Source organism: Metabacillus niabensis, from assembly GCF_902829255.1.
Taxonomy (GTDB): domain Bacteria; phylum Bacillota; class Bacilli; order Bacillales; family Bacillaceae; genus Metabacillus; species Metabacillus niabensis.
The window spans coordinates 1-19206 of sequence record NZ_CADEPK010000250.1 but is presented as its reverse complement, the minus strand read 5'-3'; the positions used below and the strand labels follow the sequence as shown (position 1 = coordinate 19206).

The window sequence follows — 19206 nt, the reverse complement described above, 5'->3', positions numbered from 1 at the left end:
AGGTTTAATAAGGGATGAGGTCGTTTAGTGAGCAGTGCTTGTCCCTTATTAAACAGTTCCAATTATTAAGGATATCATTTAACAGAGGAACGCCTCTTTCTCTATATGACAAAGGAAGTGTATAACAAATGAGTAACGTGAAACTTAAAGAGAAAAAAACTGTAGCTAAAAGAGATTTTTTAACACTATTAGATTATAGCAAAGAAGAAATTCTTTATTTCATTGAAGAAGCATTTAAGCTTGAAGAGAATCCAATTCAGCCGCTACTTAAAGGAAAAACATTAGCGATGATTTTTGAGAAATCATCAACAAGAACACGTGTATCATTTGAAACGGGAATGCTGCAATTAGGGGGACATGCACTTTTCCTAAGTAGTCAGGATCTTCAATTAGGTAGAGGAGAGCCTATTTCTGATACAGCAAAGGTACTATCTGGTTATGTTGACGGTATTATGATTCGGACATTCGGTCATGACAAAATTGAGGAATTAGCTAAGCATGCTACGATTCCCGTAATTAATGGATTAACAGATTTATTTCATCCTTGTCAGGCTCTCGCAGATTTAAAAACAATTTATCGATTAAAAGGAAAGTTTGAAGGGGTAAAAACAGCTTACTTAGGTGATGGAAACAATGTCGCACATTCCTTAATGATTGCTGCAGCCAAAGTAGGCATGGACTTTTCGATTGGCTGTCCAAAAGGGTATGAACCTGAGCAATGGGTTGTAGAAGAGGCATTAAAAATTGCAAAGGAAACTGGTGCAACAATTTCGATTGTAAATGATCCAATTGAGGCTGTTAAGGATGCTGATATTCTTTATACCGATGTTTGGGCAAGCATGGGACAAGAAAGTGAACAGCAAGAACGTATCATTGCTTTTAAAGGATATCAAGTGAATGATGAATTAGTTAAACACGCAAAGTCAGACTATCATTTCCTCCATTGCTTACCAGCGCATCGGGAAGAGGAAGTTACCGCATCGATTATTGATGGAGAGCATTCGGCTGTATTTGAACAGGCTGAAAATCGATTGCATGTGCAGAAGGCATTATTAAAAGAATTATTATCGTAATGAAGAGGTGGAATCAATCATAGTGTTGATTCTACCTTTTTTTGGCTTGAACGAACATGCAACATGAAATAGGTGTGACTGGTAATACTAATGAAAGCAAGAGAGGAGGGATAGTATGGGTCAACAACATCGATTTAGAGCTGGTCAAAAGGCTCCTAATAATGGAATTTATGTAGAGATTGGCGAAACGGGTGATCCTGTGACAAATCCAGGACAGGTAAAACTAAAAGCAGGTGACCGTTTTCCGGAAACAGCAAATCATAATCGTCAATGGACATATAAACGTAAGCCTTAAAATAAATGGATTAAAGCTGAAAAAAACCCTACAGGTTAGTAGGGTTTTTTTCAGTCTGAATATCAATTAATGATGTTCATGATTTGCAACTGGATCGTTAGGGATCACTTCTGCAATAATAAAGATGATAACGATTGCAATGACAGCTAATATGCTTGAAGAAGCGAAGTCATAGTGACCACCTGTCATTGCGTTAACAACATATGATGCCATATGTATTAAGAGGAAACTCCAAAAGAATGTCCAAAAGAAACGCATTGCATTCACCCCATTTTCCAAACGAGTACTAAGTATATACTATCATAATTTAAATTGAAAGAAAATGAACCTTTATAAAAAATCTACACAACCTTTTCAATACAAGTTATGTTTGACTATATTTATCCTTTTAGTGATAGCGTCCCATTCTTTTTACTAACGTATACATACATTATAAATAAGGAAAAAGAATAAAATGGTTTCACAATCCTTTTTCAATCTTGGGAATTTAAATCGAGCAAGTTTTGAGAGCAATTAACGAAACAAATGAACAGTTTGGCTTTGTTACACCTGGCTGCTTAAATCCACTACAGACATTTTCAATCTAAATGTGATTCCAATGATTCGCGCATCAAAGTTTAAGTCTTACGAATTACACTCGAGATCAATAAATTGCACTTATCTCAATCGCTTTTTTAGCATAGCTAACAAGCTAACATTCAAATAGAAGAAAATGACATTTTCAATTTTAATGATAGAAGAGAAAGGTGGTGGGCAAGTGATTACGGAGCGCTTTTTTCAAATCGAAACGGAATGGAATGTTGTTCATTTACCATATAGGCCAAATGGATTTGGTGTATTAATACTCGGAGATCGCACGGATTTTGTTGATGAACAAACGAGCTTTTGGCATCAGCACTATGGCAGACATCAGCTTATAGCTGATTTAATGAACAAAGGATATACGTTATTTCAATCGAATTTATATGGAAGCAATTGGGGAAGTCCCCGTGCTGTCACGATGGCAAAGCATCTCTATCATTTAATAATGAAAAAAGAAATACTAAATCAAAAAATTCATATATTATCTGAAGGAATGGGGGCTTTAACAGCATTACAGCTAATGGATATAATGTCTGATAATATACGTTCAGTGGCAATGATGAATCCTTGCCTAGACCTCCCAGCGCATCTAGATAGAGAAAAAGAGCATAAATTATTCTATAAGCAATTGGTGAAGGAAATTGCAGCTGCATATGAAACAGAGGAAAAGAGAGTTCCTTCATTAAATCTTCCATCAATGTATAGTTCCACATCGACAAAGCCGGTTCGGATATGGCAAAGAATGAATCATACTATATATGAAGCAAAAACTCATTGTAAAAAGTATGAGCTTTTAAGAAGTAAATTAGGAAGTCCTATTCAACTCATTTATCACATTGGGGATAATCCATATCGGATTAATCAATCAATTATAAAATTTTATCAAGAAAACGAAAAAGAATTATAAATTTTAAAATTTATATTATGCTAATTAATTACAAAAAAGCTCTAGGGCTTCTTTAGATAGTAATCACCGTTAATCTGGGCAGTTGCTCATTTAATACGGTGATTTTTTGTGTTTAAAGCTCAACTCACATCATTACTTTCAACTTATATTTTTTACGTCTTATGCATAGAATCCAATATCTGTTTTTTAAGGAGAGAAGAGCATGGATAAGCATGTACTTGTTTTTGGTGCACATACATTTCTAGGATTTTCATTATGTGAAAAGTTTGTAAATGAAGGTATTGAAGTGGAAGCGGAATTACTGGAAGTGAAAAATGACCTTCATAAAAATTTACTTGAAGAGCGTCTATTTATGGTTGGCAGGAATGCTCTGTTCCACATGAGAAATAGGGAAGAGAGCTTAAATTTAGAATTTGTTGATTTGATTATTTATTGCTGTGATGATAGCAAGGATAGAGAATTACTTGCCCAAGATCGAGAGCAAATTAAATATGCAGTGGAAATGTCAAAAGCTTTACAAGTGCCACTTGTTTTTATTTCGACCTATAGTTCAAATGTTGAAAAACAAAAGCATAGGAAGCATTGTGAGCAATATTTTTTAGCGAAGCTCGATAAAGTTACAATTCTTAAGCTTCCTTGTGTATATGGACCGTTTCAACCGATAGTAACAAACGGTTCAAAATATGTGTTAGAAGAAAGAAATTTTATTATTTTTATCAAGGATGCTGTTGAAGCGATATATAAGCTACTAGAAAATATTCATCATGGGAAAACCTATTATATCCTTTGTGAAGGTGATAAACAGAAAGGAAAAGAACGATATTACAATCCTAACTGTGAAGAAGAAGAGTTTGATATAGTGGTGATTGAAAAGCCAATTAGCTTAAGGGAAGGCTTAAAGAAATTGACAGACTTTAATGAGAAATATAAACATCTTATAGAGGAGAAAGATTGATTATGCTTGTGCTTAGAAAGAGGTAAAGGCTAAAATATAAGCATTACAAATTAATATGAAAGGGGGTTGACCATGTACAAAAAGATTGGTTTTGTCTTTATTATATGTATTTTTCTTTTTAGTTGTGGACAACCTACTGCATCAGGGAAGCTTCAAAATGTCGGCTTGCTTGTCCCGGAAACGATTGATGATCAAGTTTGGGGAATGAATGGATACAAAGGTCTATTGAAAATTCAATCACAACTCAAAGTTGATGTTTTTTATAAGGAAGGGATGACAGAAGAAGTAGCTATCCGTAATGCAATTGACGAGTTTCAAGCACAGGATGTAAACCTAATATTTGGGCATGGAAATGAATATATTACTATTTTTAATAAGATTGCAAAGGAATACCCAAATATTCATTTTGTTCTTTTTAATGGGAATGTTGATGGTGATAACTTAACAAGTCTAAATTTTAATTCCCATGCAATGGGATTTTTCGGTGGGATGGTTGCCGGAGAAATGACTAAATCAGGAAGGGTTGGCGTTCTCGCTGCATTTGAGTGGCAGCCTGAAATTAATGGCTTTTATGAAGGGGCATCTTTTCAAAATGACCATGTACATGTTGATATAAGATATGTACAAGATTGGAATGATAGTGAAAAGGCGATGCCACTCCTAGAAGAAATGATAAGTGCAGGAACAGATATTATATATGTTGCCGGTGATGGCTACAATGTATCTGTAATTGAAAGGCTTAAGGAAGAAGGATTGTTTGCGATTGGATTTGTTTCAGATCAATCTGATCTAGGGAAGACAACGGTTTTAACTAGTACGGTTCAGCATATTGATACCTTGTATGAGCTTGTTGCTTCTCAATTTAATGATGGCAAATTAGAAAGTGGAGAGCTTTATTACGATTTTCAGGATGGAGTCATTACAATGGGGAATTTTAGTCCTCTAGTTGATGAGGATTTCCAATTAAAGCTTGAAAAGGATATAGAAGAGTATAAGAAGAGCGGACAGCTACCGAATCAGCTATAAATATACTATAATTTATAATACCCTATAAAGGTACATAATCTAATTTATCAAGGAGTGAAGAAGATGGACCAACATCCGAAAGCAATGGAGTTTATGCAAATTGCGATGAAGTACTTACCAGAGGCAAAGCAAAAATTAGAGGAATTAGGAATTGAACTTTCACTGGAAACCATTCAACCTATGATGGAGCTTTTTACTAAAGTCATGGGTGAAGCTTATGATTTAGGTAAGCAAGAAGCGAAATAAGAGGCTGCATAGCGCAGTCTCTTTATATTTTCTTTTTAATATAATCAATAATTGGGGAAAACTCTTTTAGGACAGGCTTAAGCTTGTCAATCGAGTTCATAATATCGCCAATTTGCTCCATAATAGTAAAATAATTTACGTCGTCACCTACCGTGTTTTCAGGCTTTATTTCATGTTCTTTCCGTTCCATATTTGGACGTCTGCCAAACATTAGCTCTGTAAAGCGATCAACTTTTTGATCCTGTTCTTTTTGTTCGATATGCTGTTCCTTTTCTTCAATTTGCTCTTCTTTCTTCACTGACTCTTCAAATTCCATTAATATCACTCCATTACAAATCATTTCCATTGATACTAATACTTTATGTTAAGAAAATATACATGTTCTAGTCAGTTGTACATTCGACGACAATGAATGCTCGGAATGGGTAAAACTCCTGTATTTTGCTAAGAAAGATACTGATATAGAAATATAATGATTGAAAATAATATCTGAATAAGATAAAATTAGTACCAAGTCATAATGATTGGTATAAAATAGACTCCTTTTTTTGGGGTTAAACTAGTCAATGAATCATACCTATTTGTAAAGGGGTTGTACATATGAACGCAGGCATCATTGGAATGGGACGATTCGTTCCCGAAAAAGTTGTAACTAATACAGATTTAGAAAAAATAATGGATACGTCCGATGAATGGATACGTACAAGAACTGGAATTGAGGAAAGAAGAATAGCGGATGATTCAACGAAAACCTCCGATATGGCATTTTATGCAGCTGAAGAAGCGATAAAAAATGCTGGAATATCTGCAGAGGATATTGATTTGATTCTTGTTTCTACTGTTACACCTGACCAACCTTTCCCAACAGTTGCTTGTATGCTACAGGAAAGATTAGGTGCTAAAAAGGCAGCGGCGATGGATATAAGTGCAGCTTGTGCAGGCTTTATGTATGGAATGATAACGGCAAAGCAGTTTATTGAGTCCGGAGCTTATAAATATGTATTAATCGTAGGAGCGGAGAAGCTATCAGCAATAACTGATTGGAATGATCGGAATACTGCAGTTCTATTTGGTGACGGTGCCGGAGCCGCTATTATGGGACCTGTAAGTGAAGGAAAAGGCATTTTGTCGTTCGAACTTGGTGCAGATGGAACAGGTGGAAAGCATTTATATCAAGATGAATACATCATCATGAATGGAAGAGAAGTTTTTAAATTTGCTGTTCGACAAATGGGTGAATCAAGCGAAAATGTTATAAAAAAGGCAGGATTAAGTACGGAGGATGTTGACTTACTTATTCCACATCAAGCAAATATCCGAATAATGGAGGCTTCTAGAGAGCGTCTAAATCTACCGGTCGAAAAAATGTCTAAGACTGTTCATAAATACGGAAACACATCTGCAGCATCGATACCAATTTCGTTAGTAGAGGAAATTGAAGCTGGTAAAGTAAAAGATGGTGACGTAATCGTAATGGTAGGATTTGGTGGCGGATTAACATGGGGTGCAATTGCACTTCGATGGGGTCGTTAAAGTAAACAATAGATATTTAATATAGATTAAAAAACTTAAGTGAGGTGCTATCAATGGAAAAGAAGCGAGTAGTCGTAACGGGATTAGGTGCTGTAACTCCAATCGGTAATGATGTTCAAACAAGTTGGGAAAATGCGATAAAAGGTGTTTCCGGGATTGGACCAATTACACGTGTAAATGCTGAAAATTATCAAGCAAAGGTTGCAGCAGAATTAAAGGACTTTGATATTGAACAATTTATGGATAAAAAAGCTGCGAGAAAAATGGATCGATTCACACAGTATGCTGTTGCAGCCTCAATGATGGCTGTTAAGGATGCAAATTTGGAAATTACAGATGAAATCGCACCGCGTGTAGGTGTTTGGATTGGCTCTGGTATTGGTGGAATGGAAACCTTTGAGGAACAATACAAAATTTTATTAGAAAAGGGACCACGTCGTGTTAGTCCGTTCTTTGTTCCAATGCTTATTCCTGATATGGCAACTGGACAGGTATCAATTGCCTTAGGGGCAAAAGGTTTTAATTCCTGTACAGTAACAGCTTGTGCAACTGGAACGAATTCAATCGGTGATGCATTTCGAGTTATCGAACGTGGAGAAGCAGATGTAATGGTTACAGGTGGTGCAGAGGCCCCACTTACCGAAATGTCATTTGCTGGATTTACTGCAAATAAAGCATTATCAACAAATACTGATCCAAATACAGCTAGCAGACCTTTTGATAAAGACCGTGATGGATTTGTTATGGGTGAAGGGGCAGGAATCATTGTTCTCGAGGAATTAGAGCATGCATTAGCACGTGGCGCTAACATCTATGCTGAAATTGTCGGCTATGGTGCAACTGGTGATGCTTATCATATAACTGCACCTGCGCCAAATGGTGAAGGTGGTGCTCGCGCGATGCGTTCAGCAATTGAAGGTAGCGGCTTGGATGCAACAGATATTGATTATATTAATGCGCATGGTACAAGTACACAATACAACGATAAATTTGAAACACTTGCAATTAAAGAAGTGTTTGGTGACCATGCATATAAGCTTGCAATTAGCTCAACAAAATCAATGACAGGCCATTTACTTGGTGCGGCAGGTGGAGTTGAAGCGATTTTTAGTATTCTTACAATAAAAAATGGTATTATTCCACCAACAATTAATTACACAACTCCAGATCCTGATTGTGATTTAGATTATGTACCAAATGAAGCTAGAAAACAGGAAGTAAAGGCTGTTTTAAGTAATTCATTAGGCTTTGGCGGTCATAACGCTACGATTATATTCAAAAAATATGAATAAATGCTTCAGACCTGAGTAGTTTTACTCAGGTTCTTTTTATTATTAGACGCTTTAAACATGTTTGGGGTGTTTTGTTGTAGGAATATGCTTATCCAGGAGTCTCCTTCAAATTAACAACGGATTAAAATCGTTAACGGGAAGTAGCGTTTCTTAACTCAGCCTTGGCCATATGTATCCCTCTTTAATTATTCAACATATAGTGAGAGAGGGGGGATGGATCATGACGATTATGAATACTGTTAAATGGCTAAAGGAGATTTCTGATCTTAAAGAGGTTTATTCTTTATTAAAACCATATTTTCACGGATTAAATGAGCGGGAAATCAAAAAACAGCTTCAAGCATATGGGATGTACAAACATGGAGATAACTTAAAAAAATGGATAAATCACACTGAGAAAAATAATATCTTATCATTTCTGAAACAAGAAGAAAAAATGCTAAAGGATAAATGGAATGGACCTAATATTCCAATTTTTATTTTTCCGTGTGATGAACATAATCGTAAAATTGCTTCTGAATACAATGGTCGTGCAGGTGTCGCCTTTAATAATAAATTGTTCTTATTTCTCTCTTCAAATATAAGCAAAAAGGACATAAAACCGTTGTTAATTCATGAATATCATCATGTATGTAGGTTAGCTGCAATTGATAAAAACGAAAAAGACTTTACATTATTAGATACGATTATTTTAGAAGGCATGGCTGAAAATGCTGTACGTGAAGAGCTTGGAGAGGAAGCGACATCCTCCTGGTCTAAACGGTACAATGAAGCTCAATGCTCCACCTTCTATAAAAACATCATCAAGCCAAATCAGAATGTATCTAGGGAAAATCCGAAATATACGCAATTGCTTTATGGAACTGGTTTTTATCCGAATATGGTTGGCTATAGTGTAGGATTCTATTTAGTTAAAAAGTATATGGATGTTACCGGAAAAAGCATAAAAGAAATATTCTCCTTACCAGCCTCTGTATTAGTAGAAGAAAAATGAAAATGAAGAGCAAAACTGACTATGCATTATCTGCATTTGATGGAATAATTTCTCTGTTTTTTGCCTATACTGTTTGACAAATGGTATTGAAGTGAGGGGTAAAAAAATGTTATTTCTTCATGATGTTTGGGTAAATTGGTTTGAAGGTGAAGAGAACGGATACAACGTCTGTCATTTTCATGAGTGGAGAAAGGATGACAGTGTTGAGCTTCTCGATCAGGTTCCCCTATTAAAGGTTAATTCCCTTCTATTTGACTACATTGAAAATAATCTGGCGGAATTACCACCTGGTCTTTTAAAGGATGTTTTTCAAAAAGCGTATATTAGAAAAAATCATGAACGTATTCAACTAGATTACTGCTTTGTTATAACAGATGGGATCGGTATATTAGCAGTTGATACAATTGGATATACGATTCCAATTCGAAAAAGTAGGATTATTCCTAGGCAAGAACAGTTAGTATTTGAAATGATAAAGGATGTTGAAGAAGAATCCTATTCAGCAGAAGCTATGAAAGAGGGATTGGCAGAAAAGGAATATCATATCCTTTCATTAGCTCCTGAACACGTTCGCGGCTTAACTAGAAAAGAAAGACAATTAAAACAGCTATTATTTATGGCTCTTGATCAATTGCAAAGTACAAAAAATGCAGCAGAAGTAAAATATTGGTATACAGAATGGAATCCTACAAAGTATCATGAGATTCAGGAAAGTGAATTTGATGAAGTCTGGCAGAAGCTCTATGAAGAAACATTAGAGGGATGGTCTAATAAGCATGTACATTTATGTGAACGTCTAATAAAAGGACAACCCTTTTTTGAAAAGCTATGGGATATGGAGCACGAATCAAAAGTAAATTAATCAGTCGTTACATAAATGGAAAACGATGTGTACTTTTTAACGGTACACATCGTTTTTTATAGAACTTTGTTTTCCTGAAATGTAAAACCAAATGAAAGTCAATGTAGCAAAATAATTTAAATATTTGAGCCGATTTGTCGGAAGTATAGCATGAGTTTCCTCTTTCTTACTTTCGTTTTCTTCCTAGACCCATTGCATTCTCCATTTTTTTAACCATTTTACTCGCTACGACATTAGCCTTTTCGGCTCCCTTATCTAAGATTTCATCCAATATACTTGATTCCATAAGTTCATTGTATTTCTCTTGGATAGGGGCTAATGTTTGAATGATAACTTCTGCGACATCACCTTTGAATTCACCATAGCCTTTACCTTCGTATTTCGCCTCAATTTCTTCAATGGATAGATTAGCAAGATTTGAATAGATAGATAGTAGGTTTGATATTCCTGGTTTATTTTCTTTATCATACTTGACGATTCCCTCAGAATCGGTAACCGCACTTTTAACCTTTTTCTCGATTTGTTTCGGTTCGTCCAGCAGCGTAATAAATGCTTTTTGATTTGGATCAGATTTGCTCATTTTCTTTGTCGGTTCCACTAAAGACATAATTCGTGCGCCTACTTTTGGCATTCTTACTTCAGGTATAGTAAAGATGTCATTATACTTTTTGTTAAAGCGTTCTGCTAAATCTCTCGTTATTTCCAAATGCTGTTTTTGATCTTCTCCTACAGGTACAAGATCAGTTTGATAGAGAAGAATATCTGCTGCCATCAATGGTGGATATGTAAGAAGTCCAGCTGAAACTGCCTCCTTACCTTTTGACTTATCTTTAAATTGTGTCATTCTTTCAAGCTCACCTATATAGGAAAGACATTGTAGCATCCATCCAGCTTGGGCATGTGCTGGTACTTCAGATTGAATAAATAATGTCGCCTTTTCAGGATCAATTCCTACTGCTAAATATAATGCAGCTAGACTTCGAATATTTTTACGTAATGCTAATCGGTCTTGCTGAACTGTAATCGCATGCTGGTCAACGACACAAAAATAACAATTATAATCATCTTGAAGCTCTACAAATTGCTTTAATGCTCCAATATAATTACCTAATGTTACTGAACCGCTTGGTTGTATTCCAGAAAAAATCGTTTTCTTCATTCTATTTACCTCCAAATTAAATTTGTCCATATAAAAAGGCCCACTCGTACCCACTGTTAGGGACGATGGACCGCGGTGCCACCCTACTTATTTCTATAAAAAAAGAAAATCACTCAAATCTTTAACGCAAGATAAACGTCTGTACATACTATGATTTCAATACAGATGCTCGAAAGTCCATTCCATATTCTCCAATACCTGTTCACAGCTTCCACAGGCTCTCTGAAAATGAAAGTAATATGTACTACTCTTTGTCATCGCTCACTATTTTTTTCTAATTATAAAAAACGTTGCTGCATTTTGCAAATTGTTTTTATTGTGTTATTTCCGATATTCAACAATACATCCTTAATTATAATAGATAAAAAGCGAAATAAGCATGATGACAGCCATCACAATTCCATTAAATAGGAAGAGTGAGTGATCAAATTGAATTAGTTTAGAAACAGGAGGGATTTCATCAACTTCCTTTTTGGAAAGCTCCTTCCCTTTTGAAACAAACATTCTTCTAAAACCATATGTAAAAGCATCAAAAAAACCACTTTTCACTGTAATTAATAACAGTGAAACAAAAAGAAAAAATGCACAAATAATAAAAGAAGTATTGATAAAAAGGAATAAAGTTAATTTATGGTAAATTATAAGGGGAAGTAAAATTGCAGCGATTAAAGACATAATAAATAGTGTAAACAACTTTCGTATCAATTTATATCATTCCTTTAAGAGATTGTATAAATATTATATCAGATGAAGAAGAAAGCTTAAACTAGGCGTAAATTACTATCCTAGTAGTATTTATTGTTAGAATCTTCACAATATTCACGATTAATTAATTGATGAAACTAAGTTATGAATGGCTGATCTTGTAAGATAATGTAACCATTTACGATTCAACGTTTTAAAGCGTTTATCCAGTTTAGTGTTAAATAATAGAAGATTTTCTGAAAATTTCACATAGGTCTTTTTTACTATTTTTTCGGTTGAATTACTTATTATTATTGAATGTGCATAAGGTTTATTGAAAAAATAAATGCACAATTGTTTGAATACTTGTATAATAATCTCTATACTAAAAACTTAAAGAATAAAGGGAGGTCAAATTTATGAAAAAGTCGAAATTTTTTCTACTTTTAGCATTAACACTTGTGCTAAGTTCGTTCTTAGCTGCATGTGGTGGCGGTAGTGATGAAAAAGAGACAGGCACTACTGACAAAGAAGCAAAACAAGAAATTAAAGCTTTGGAGTCAGCGAAGATTCCTTCAATGGATAGTGTAATGGCTCAAGATACTGTAAGTTTCTCAACATTAAACAATGTAAACGAAGGTTTATATCGTCTTGACCAAAATCAAGAGGTTGTTCCAGGAATGGCTGATGGTGATCCTGAAATTAGCGAAGATGGAACAGTTTACACTTTTAAATTAAGAGATGCAAAATGGTCAAACGGTGACCCTGTTACTGCACACGATTTCGTATTTGCTTGGAAGCGTGCAATTGACCCAGCAAATGCGTCTCCGTATGGTCCATATATGATGGATGGAAAAATTAAAGGTGCAGCAGAAATTTCTGCAGCAGCTGCAGCGAAAAAAGAGTACAATCTTGACACTTTAGGTGTTAAAGCAATTGATGATAAGACTTTAGAAGTTACATTAGAAAGACCAATTCCATACTTTAAATCTTTAATGGCATTCCCAACGTTCTATCCACAAAACCAAAAGTTTGTTGAAGAACAAGGCGAAAACTATGCTAAGACAGGTGAAAACCTAGTATATAACGGTCCATTCACATTAGAATGGGGCGGAAGCACAGAAGCATCATGGAAATATAAAAAGAATGAAAACTATTGGGATGCAGATACAGTTAAGTTAGAAGAGGTTCAATGGAATGTTATCCAAGAGCCAAGCACTGCTGCAAACCTATTTGATACAGGGGAAGCTGATATTACACCGAAGCTTTCATCTGATATAGTTCCACAATATGAAGGTGACGAAAGATTAGTTAACTGGTTAGAGCCAACAATTTTCTGGTTAAAAATGAACCAAAAAGAAAATAAAGCGTTACAAAACCCTGATATTCGTAAGGCGATTGCACAAGCGATCAATAAAGAAGACTTTGTAAATGGTGTATTAAACAACGGATCAATCGTTGCGAACTATGCAGTTCCACAAGAATTCGTTCATGATGAATCAGGTAAAGATTTCCGTGAAATTAATGGGAATGAATTATTACCTTATAATGTAGATGCTGCAAAAGAATCTTGGGAAAAAGGTTTAGCAGCTATTGGAACTGACAAAGTTGAAGTTAGATACTTAACAGATGATACTGAATCAGCTAAGAAAACTGCTGAATACATTAAAGAACAATTAGAATCAAACTTACCAGGTATTTCGGTTGTTGTTGAAAGTGTACCATTCAGCGTCCGTTTAGACCGTGAAAACACACAAGACTATGACCTTCAAATGGCTGGTTGGGGTCCTGACTATTTAGACCCAATGACATTCTCTGACTTGTGGTTAACAGGTGGAGGAAATAACAAGATGAGCTATTCAAATCCTAAATATGACAAACTTGTAAAAGATGCTCAAACAACTTTAGCTCAAAAACCTGCTGAACGTTATCAAGCTTTAGCTGAGGCTGAAAAAGTATTATTAGAAGAAGATGCTGCGATTGCACCAATTTATCAACGTTCTTCTAACATCTTAGTGAGTGAAAAAGTTGAAAACTTCACATATCACTTAGTTGGTCCTGAATATAGCTACAAATGGACTTCTGTAAAATAATTTTTTAGCTTTTAAGTCATTTAGATTCTAATTGACAATTATTTAGAAAGAGAGAGTATATTGACTGTCAATATACTCTCTTTTCCCTTGTTGGAAAAATGTCGAATATTGTTGAAAATTCAAAAAATAATAGGAGGTGCTCCTTATGGTGAAATATTTAGCTCAACGAATAATTTACATGATCATAACTCTATTTTTAATCGCCACATTGACCTTTTTCCTCATGAAAATTATCCCGGGTACTCCATTTTCGAATGCAAGTAAACTTACGGAAGCACAGCTATCGATCATGATCGATAAATACGGGCTGGGAGAACCTATTCCAGTTCAATATATGAATTATATGTTGAATTTACTGAAAGGTGATTTAGGCGTTTCTTTCCAATTTGATAATACAGGTGTTACGGAAATTATCAAAAATAGTATTGGTCCTTCTGCGATTTTAGGATTCCAAGCCATTTTATTTGGAACACTATTTGGAATTATTTTGGGGGTTATCGGTGCGTTAAGACAAAATACTTGGGTTGATTATAGTTCAACATTTATTGCTGTTCTTGGTAAATCAATTCCTTCATTTGTTTTTGCGGGATTATTACAATACTACTTAGCTGTTAAACTAGGTTGGTTTCCGGTTGCCTTTTGGCGAGGTCCTGAATATACAGTGTTGCCGACAATCGCACTTGCGATGTTCCCGCTAGCAACAGCTTCACGTTTTGTGCGAACAGAAATGGTGGAAGTACTAGAGTCGGATTATATTACATTAGCAAAAGCAAAGGGAGCTAGCTGGTTTGATATTGCATTTAAGCATGCGCTTCGAAACGCATTAATTCCAGTTATAACAGTATTAGGTCCATTAGCGGTTAGCTTAATGACAGGTTCATTAGTTGTAGAAAGAATTTTTGGTATCCCAGGTATCGGGGAGCAATTTGTTAAATCGATTCAAGTAAATGATTATCCTGTTATTATGGGAACAACGATTTTATTTGCTGTTTTATTTGTTGTTGTTATTCTTATCGTTGATATTTTATATGGAATTATAGATCCGCGGATTCGCATAGCGGGAGGGAAAAAATAATGACACAAGAAAAAATAGATAAGAAAAAATTCCTACCCGCTGAAATTTCTACTGGTCAAAGTGAGAAAATTTCAAAACCAAGCCTAAATTATTGGCAAGATGCATGGTTAAGGGTAAGAAAAAATAAAGGTGCGCTTGTAAGTTTGATTGTCCTTATTGTACTAACGATTATGGCGTTAGTTGGTCCACATTTAAATGGACATGATTATAAAGAGCAAAATATAAAGCATAATAATTTACCGCCAAGAATTCCAGTGTTAGAAAATGTTAGCTGGTTGCCTTTTGACGGGGAATTAGAAAATAAAAGTGGAGAAGTATACGACGCCTATGAACGAAAGAATGTTGATGAGTACTATTGGTTTGGTACTGACAGCTTAGGTCGTGATATATTTACACGTGTTTGGAAAGGAACACAAGTTTCCTTATATATTGCCCTATTAGCTGCATTAATTGATATGGTCATTGGTGTATTATACGGAGCAATTTCAGGATTTGTCGGTGGAAGAACAGATAATATTATGCAACGGATAACAGAAATATTAGTAGGTATTCCAAACTTAGTTATCGTTATTTTAATGATATTAGTTCTTGATCCGGGGATTTGGTCCATTACGCTTGCGTTAACGATTACAGGATGGGTCGGAATGGCCAGGGTTGTACGTGCACAAGTATTGAAGCTTAAGCAACAGGAATATATATTAGCAGCACGAACATTAGGACTTTCTAATACAGGAATTATCGGAAAGCATTTAATTCCAAACCTTGCAGGGGTAATTATTATTAATACGATGTTTACGATTCCGAATGCAATCTTTTTCGAAGCATTCTTAAGCTTCATCGGTTTAGGGCTTCAAGCACCACATGCTTCCTTAGGTACATTAATTGATGATGGCTTTAAAGTTTTACAGCTCTACCCATATCAAATGATTATTCCTGGAATTATCATTAGTTTGATTATGATTTGTTTTAATATGATTGCAGATGGATTGCGTGATGCACTTGATCCGAAAATGCGTGACTAGAAGAGGTAGGTGAAAAATAATGGAAAAAATTCTTGAAGTGAAAGACTTGAACATCTCCTTTCATACGTTTGCAGGTGAAGTTCAAGCTATCCGTGGAGTAAATTTTGATTTATATAAAGGTGAAACACTTGCTATAGTTGGGGAATCAGGATCAGGGAAATCTGTTACATCTAAAGCGATTATGCATTTATTGCCACCATCGAACTCGGAAATTAAAAAAGGTGAGATTCTTTTTGAAGGAAAAGATATAGCAAAGCTATCTGATAAACAGATGCAAAAAATTCGTGGGAAAGACATTTCAATGATTTTCCAAGATCCAATGACTTCTTTAAATCCAACAATGAAAATTGGTAAGCAAATTATTGAACCAATTATTAAGCACCAAAATTTAAGTAAGTCTGCTGCTAAAGAACGTGCTATTGATATTTTGAAGTTAGTAGGTATTCCAAACCCTGAAATTCGCTTTAACCAATATCCACACCAATTCTCAGGTGGAATGAGACAAAGGGTTGTTATTGCTATTGCTCTTGCTTGTAATCCGAAGGTGCTAATTGCTGACGAGCCAACAACTGCATTGGATGTTACGATTCAAGCGCAAATTTTAGAATTGATGAAAGAATTGCAGAAAAAAATTGAAACATCAATTATTTTTATTACTCATGATCTCGGTGTTGTTGCTAATGTTGCAGATCGTGTAGCAGTTATGTACGGTGGAAAAATCGTAGAAATTGGTACTGTTGATGAGGTGTTTTACAATCCACAACATCCGTATACTTGGGGATTAATTAGTTCAATGCCAAGTTTAGATACAGAGGAAGAAGAATTATATGCGATTCCTGGTACGCCACCAAACTTACTTAATCCACCAAAAGGTGACGCATTTGCACCTAGAAATCAGTATGCAATGCAAATTGACCTTGAGGAGCAACCACCAATGTTTAAAGTGTCTGAGACACATTATGCGGCAACTTGGTTATTGCATCCCGATGCACCAAAGGTAGAACCACCTGAGGCAGTAAAGAGACGTCAACGTAAATTCCCTGAAAAAGGAGGGAACTAATTATGGCAGAGAGAGAAAAATTAGTTGAAGTAAAAAATTTAAAGCAATACTTTAATGTAGGAAAACCAAATGAAGTTCGTGCAGTTGACAATATTTCATTTGATATTTATAAGGGTGAAACATTAGGTTTAGTTGGTGAATCTGGTTGTGGCAAATCGACAACAGGACGTACAATTATCAGACTGTATAATGCTACAGATGGTGAAGTTCTCTTTAATGGTGAAAACGTCCACGGTAAAAAGACAAATGCGCAATTAAAGCAATTTAATCGTAAAATGCAAATGATTTTCCAGGATCCTCAGGCTTCATTGAATCCTAGAATGAAGGTATCGGATATTATTGCTGAAGGCATTGATATTCATGGACTAGCGAAATCAAAAGAAGAACGAATGAATCGTGTCTATGAGCTTCTTGAAACTGTTGGGTTAAATAGAGAGCATGCAAACCGTTATCCACATGAATTTAGTGGTGGACAACGTCAACGGATTGGAATTGCTCGTGCGCTTGCAGTTCAGCCTGAATTTATCATTGCGGATGAACCAATTTCTGCACTAGACGTTTCGATTCAAGCACAAGTTGTAAACTTAATGAAAAAGCTCCAAAAAGAAAAAGGCTTAACGTATTTATTTATTGCACATGACCTTTCAATGGTTAAATATATTAGTGACCGAATCGGTGTTATGTACTTTGGTAAGCTTGTAGAACTTGCAGATGCCGATGAATTATACAATAACCCAATTCATCCGTATACACAATCACTATTATCAGCTATTCCTTTACCAGATCCTGATTATGAGCGTACACGTGTCAGAAAGGTTTACGATCCGAGCAAACATAATTATAAAAAGGATGAAGAAGTTTCATTCCGTGAAGTGAAAAAAGGTCATTTTGTCATGTGCTCACAAAGTGAATTTGAGCAATATCAGAAACAATATTCATAATATAAATGAAAAATGATTCTAGAAAGTACATCTCCACAACGATAAAGATATGGAGAATCAGTACTTTTTAGAATCTTTTTTTTGTTTTTTTGTATTCGAGTCAAAGTAGAAATTAAATCATAAAGAATATGTAACAACAATCATAACAAATGCACAAATTGTTTATCCTAAAAGAATAATAGGTAAAGGGGACTGTCCCCAAACAATTTAAAGGAGAAGAACGATGAATTGGTATGAAAAGCTAAATCAGTATTTTCCGATTGAAGAAATGAAGTCTAAGGAGCATATGGAGATTTTACTTAAAGAAAGATCTGATATTTATCATAAGGATGAAGGGAAAAACCATGTCCTTATGTATGCTGAGCTTGAGAATTTTATTTTTATTGATTATCTTTTTGTATCAAAAGACGCCCGTGGTGAAGGGCTAGGACATAAGTTGATTGAGAAGCTAAAGAAAAAGGGAAAACCAATTATTCTTGAAGTGGAGCCGGTGAATTACGAGGATACGGATTCGGAAAAACGACTGAGATTTTATAAAAGGGAAGGCTTTAAGCATGCACAGTCTATCGGATATGAACGACGCTCCTTAGCTACAAATGAAAAGAATAAAATGGAAATTCTTTATTGGGCTCCTAATGAAGCATCAGAAGAAAATGTGTACGAGGCGATGGTGAAAACATATAATCTCATTCACACATATAAGGACAAGGAACTCTACGGAGAAGCTTATGAAGATGTCGAAGAGGTTCTTACGTTGGATGACAATCCAGAAAATAACTCAAACATTTTCGATAAGATATAAGTAATTGAGAATGGGAAAATAAAATTTTGGTAAGGGAAATGCTGTGAAGTGACCTTGTATAATAGAAAAATAAAAAAAATAAACATGATAAAATACAGTTATTTTAACGTTTGTAATCGTATTGTCACAGTTTTTACGTATATTGCTATATGCATACTTACTTTTTTATAGTATAATAAAAACATAAATTCTTATTTAAAGTAATTTCAATTACAGCAATATACGATTTAACTCATTCTATAGGTAGAGGAGTGAAGGATGAATGGTCACATTATATACATCACCAAGCTGTACTTCATGTAGAAAAGCAAAAGCATGGTTAGAAGAACATAATATATCTTATGTTGAACGAAATATTTTTTCTGAGCCTTTGACTATTCAAGAAATAAAAGAAATTTTAAGAATGACAGAGGATGGTACAGACGAAATTATTTCAACAAGATCAAAGACTTTTCAAAAATTAAATATAAATCTTGAAACAATGCCTTTACAGGATTTATACCAATTAATTCAGGACAATCCTGGATTGCTTCGTCGCCCGATAATCATTGACGAAAAACGACTTCAGGTTGGTTACAATGAAGATGAAATTCGTCGTTTCCTTC

At 35.0% G+C, this 19206-nt stretch carries 21 protein-coding genes and 1 other annotated feature; of the genes, 17 read left to right on the top strand and 4 right to left on the bottom strand.

Annotated elements, in window-relative coordinates:
* The first annotated feature begins 128 nt into the window (after positions 1-128).
* Together argF and HU235_RS15645 are read left to right on the top strand one after the other, a co-directional pair.
* Positions 129-1073 (top strand): ornithine carbamoyltransferase, encoded by a 945-nt coding sequence (gene argF, locus HU235_RS15650; RefSeq protein ID WP_095300807.1) that lies wholly within the window; start codon positions 129-131, stop codon positions 1071-1073.
* Positions 1074-1188: 115 nt separating this feature from the next.
* A complete protein-coding gene (locus tag HU235_RS15645; protein WP_095300806.1) occupies positions 1189-1368 on the top strand; it encodes a YjzC family protein in 180 nt (59 codons plus the stop codon).
* 66 nt (positions 1369-1434) lie between these two features.
* Here HU235_RS15645 and HU235_RS15640 read toward each other — a convergent pair whose 3' ends face one another.
* Positions 1435-1626, bottom strand: coding sequence for a YjzD family protein (locus HU235_RS15640; protein ID WP_095300805.1), 192 nt, complete (start codon positions 1624-1626; stop codon positions 1435-1437).
* A 472-nt stretch (positions 1627-2098) separates the two neighbouring features.
* Here HU235_RS15640 and HU235_RS15635 point away from each other — a divergent pair, with 472 nt between their 5' ends.
* The 4 genes from HU235_RS15635 (at position 2099) to HU235_RS15620 (ending at position 5084) form a co-directional block, all read left to right on the top strand.
* Complete coding sequence (locus HU235_RS15635; RefSeq protein ID WP_174880802.1) at positions 2099-2857, top strand: hypothetical protein; 759 nt, start codon at positions 2099-2101, stop codon at positions 2855-2857.
* 202 nt (positions 2858-3059) lie between these two features.
* Positions 3060-3812 carry an NAD(P)-dependent oxidoreductase gene (locus HU235_RS15630; RefSeq protein ID WP_174880796.1) on the top strand — a complete coding sequence of 251 codons (753 nt, stop codon included), beginning with the start codon at positions 3060-3062 and terminating at the stop codon, positions 3810-3812.
* Between the two features lie 72 nt (positions 3813-3884).
* On the top strand, positions 3885-4838 hold the full coding sequence (locus tag HU235_RS15625; RefSeq protein WP_174880795.1) for a BMP family ABC transporter substrate-binding protein: 954 nt from the start codon (positions 3885-3887) through the stop codon (positions 4836-4838).
* A gap of 63 nt (positions 4839-4901) precedes the next feature.
* The gene (locus HU235_RS15620; protein ID WP_174880794.1) at positions 4902-5084 is read left to right on the top strand and encodes a ComZ family protein; all 183 of its coding nucleotides are present in this window, start codon (positions 4902-4904) and stop codon (positions 5082-5084) included.
* Between the two features lie 22 nt (positions 5085-5106).
* On the opposite strand, the gene HU235_RS15615 is transcribed toward HU235_RS15620, so the two are convergent.
* On the bottom strand, positions 5107-5400 hold the full coding sequence (locus tag HU235_RS15615; protein ID WP_174880793.1) for a hypothetical protein: 294 nt from the start codon (positions 5398-5400) through the stop codon (positions 5107-5109).
* A gap of 284 nt (positions 5401-5684) precedes the next feature.
* Here HU235_RS15615 and HU235_RS15610 point away from each other — a divergent pair, with 284 nt between their 5' ends.
* From HU235_RS15610 to HU235_RS15595, 4 genes are all read left to right on the top strand, one after another.
* Positions 5685-6617, top strand: a complete 933-nt coding sequence (locus HU235_RS15610; RefSeq protein ID WP_145581408.1) for a beta-ketoacyl-ACP synthase III — start codon at positions 5685-5687, stop codon at positions 6615-6617.
* Positions 6618-6670: 53 nt separating this feature from the next.
* Positions 6671-7909, top strand: coding sequence for a beta-ketoacyl-ACP synthase II (gene fabF, locus HU235_RS15605; protein WP_145581407.1), 1239 nt, complete (start codon positions 6671-6673; stop codon positions 7907-7909).
* Positions 7910-8129: 220 nt separating this feature from the next.
* Positions 8130-8903: a DUF2268 domain-containing putative Zn-dependent protease gene (locus HU235_RS15600; RefSeq protein WP_174880792.1), complete on the top strand. Its 774-nt coding sequence runs from the start codon at positions 8130-8132 to the stop codon at positions 8901-8903.
* Between the two features lie 106 nt (positions 8904-9009).
* Positions 9010-9765 carry a YjbA family protein gene (locus tag HU235_RS15595; RefSeq protein ID WP_095300795.1) on the top strand — a complete coding sequence of 252 codons (756 nt, stop codon included), beginning with the start codon at positions 9010-9012 and terminating at the stop codon, positions 9763-9765.
* A 166-nt stretch (positions 9766-9931) separates the two neighbouring features.
* Here the strand turns inward: HU235_RS15595 and trpS are convergent, their stop codons facing one another.
* Positions 9932-10924, bottom strand: coding sequence for a tryptophan--tRNA ligase (gene trpS / locus HU235_RS15590; protein ID WP_174880791.1), 993 nt, complete (start codon positions 10922-10924; stop codon positions 9932-9934).
* A gap of 55 nt (positions 10925-10979) precedes the next feature.
* Positions 10980-11191: a binding site (T-box leader), on the bottom strand.
* Between the two features lie 81 nt (positions 11192-11272).
* Positions 11273-11629, bottom strand: coding sequence for a DUF3899 domain-containing protein (locus HU235_RS15585; RefSeq protein WP_174880790.1), 357 nt, complete (start codon positions 11627-11629; stop codon positions 11273-11275).
* Positions 11630-12027: 398 nt separating this feature from the next.
* Here HU235_RS15585 and HU235_RS15580 point away from each other — a divergent pair, with 398 nt between their 5' ends.
* The 7 genes from HU235_RS15580 to spxA form a co-directional block, all read left to right on the top strand.
* Positions 12028-13701 carry a peptide ABC transporter substrate-binding protein gene (locus HU235_RS15580; protein WP_095300792.1) on the top strand — a complete coding sequence of 558 codons (1674 nt, stop codon included), beginning with the start codon at positions 12028-12030 and terminating at the stop codon, positions 13699-13701.
* Between the two features lie 145 nt (positions 13702-13846).
* The gene (gene opp3b, locus HU235_RS15575) at positions 13847-14776 is read left to right on the top strand and encodes an oligopeptide ABC transporter permease (protein WP_095300791.1); all 930 of its coding nucleotides are present in this window, start codon (positions 13847-13849) and stop codon (positions 14774-14776) included.
* A complete protein-coding gene (gene opp3C, locus HU235_RS15570) occupies positions 14776-15798 on the top strand; it encodes an oligopeptide ABC transporter permease (protein WP_095300790.1) in 1023 nt (340 codons plus the stop codon). The genes opp3b and opp3C overlap by 1 nt, the downstream gene beginning before the upstream one ends.
* A 19-nt stretch (positions 15799-15817) precedes the next feature.
* The gene (locus HU235_RS15565) at positions 15818-16858 is read left to right on the top strand and encodes an ABC transporter ATP-binding protein (protein WP_095300789.1); all 1041 of its coding nucleotides are present in this window, start codon (positions 15818-15820) and stop codon (positions 16856-16858) included.
* Positions 16859-16860: 2 nt separating this feature from the next.
* A complete protein-coding gene (locus HU235_RS15560) occupies positions 16861-17799 on the top strand; it encodes an ABC transporter ATP-binding protein (RefSeq protein ID WP_095300788.1) in 939 nt (312 codons plus the stop codon).
* Between the two features lie 223 nt (positions 17800-18022).
* Positions 18023-18601: a GNAT family N-acetyltransferase gene (locus HU235_RS15555; RefSeq protein WP_095300787.1), complete on the top strand. Its 579-nt coding sequence runs from the start codon at positions 18023-18025 to the stop codon at positions 18599-18601.
* A gap of 262 nt (positions 18602-18863) precedes the next feature.
* The coding region (spxA, locus tag HU235_RS15550; RefSeq protein WP_174880789.1) for a transcriptional regulator SpxA at positions 18864-19206 on the top strand (343 nt) is incomplete at its 3' end.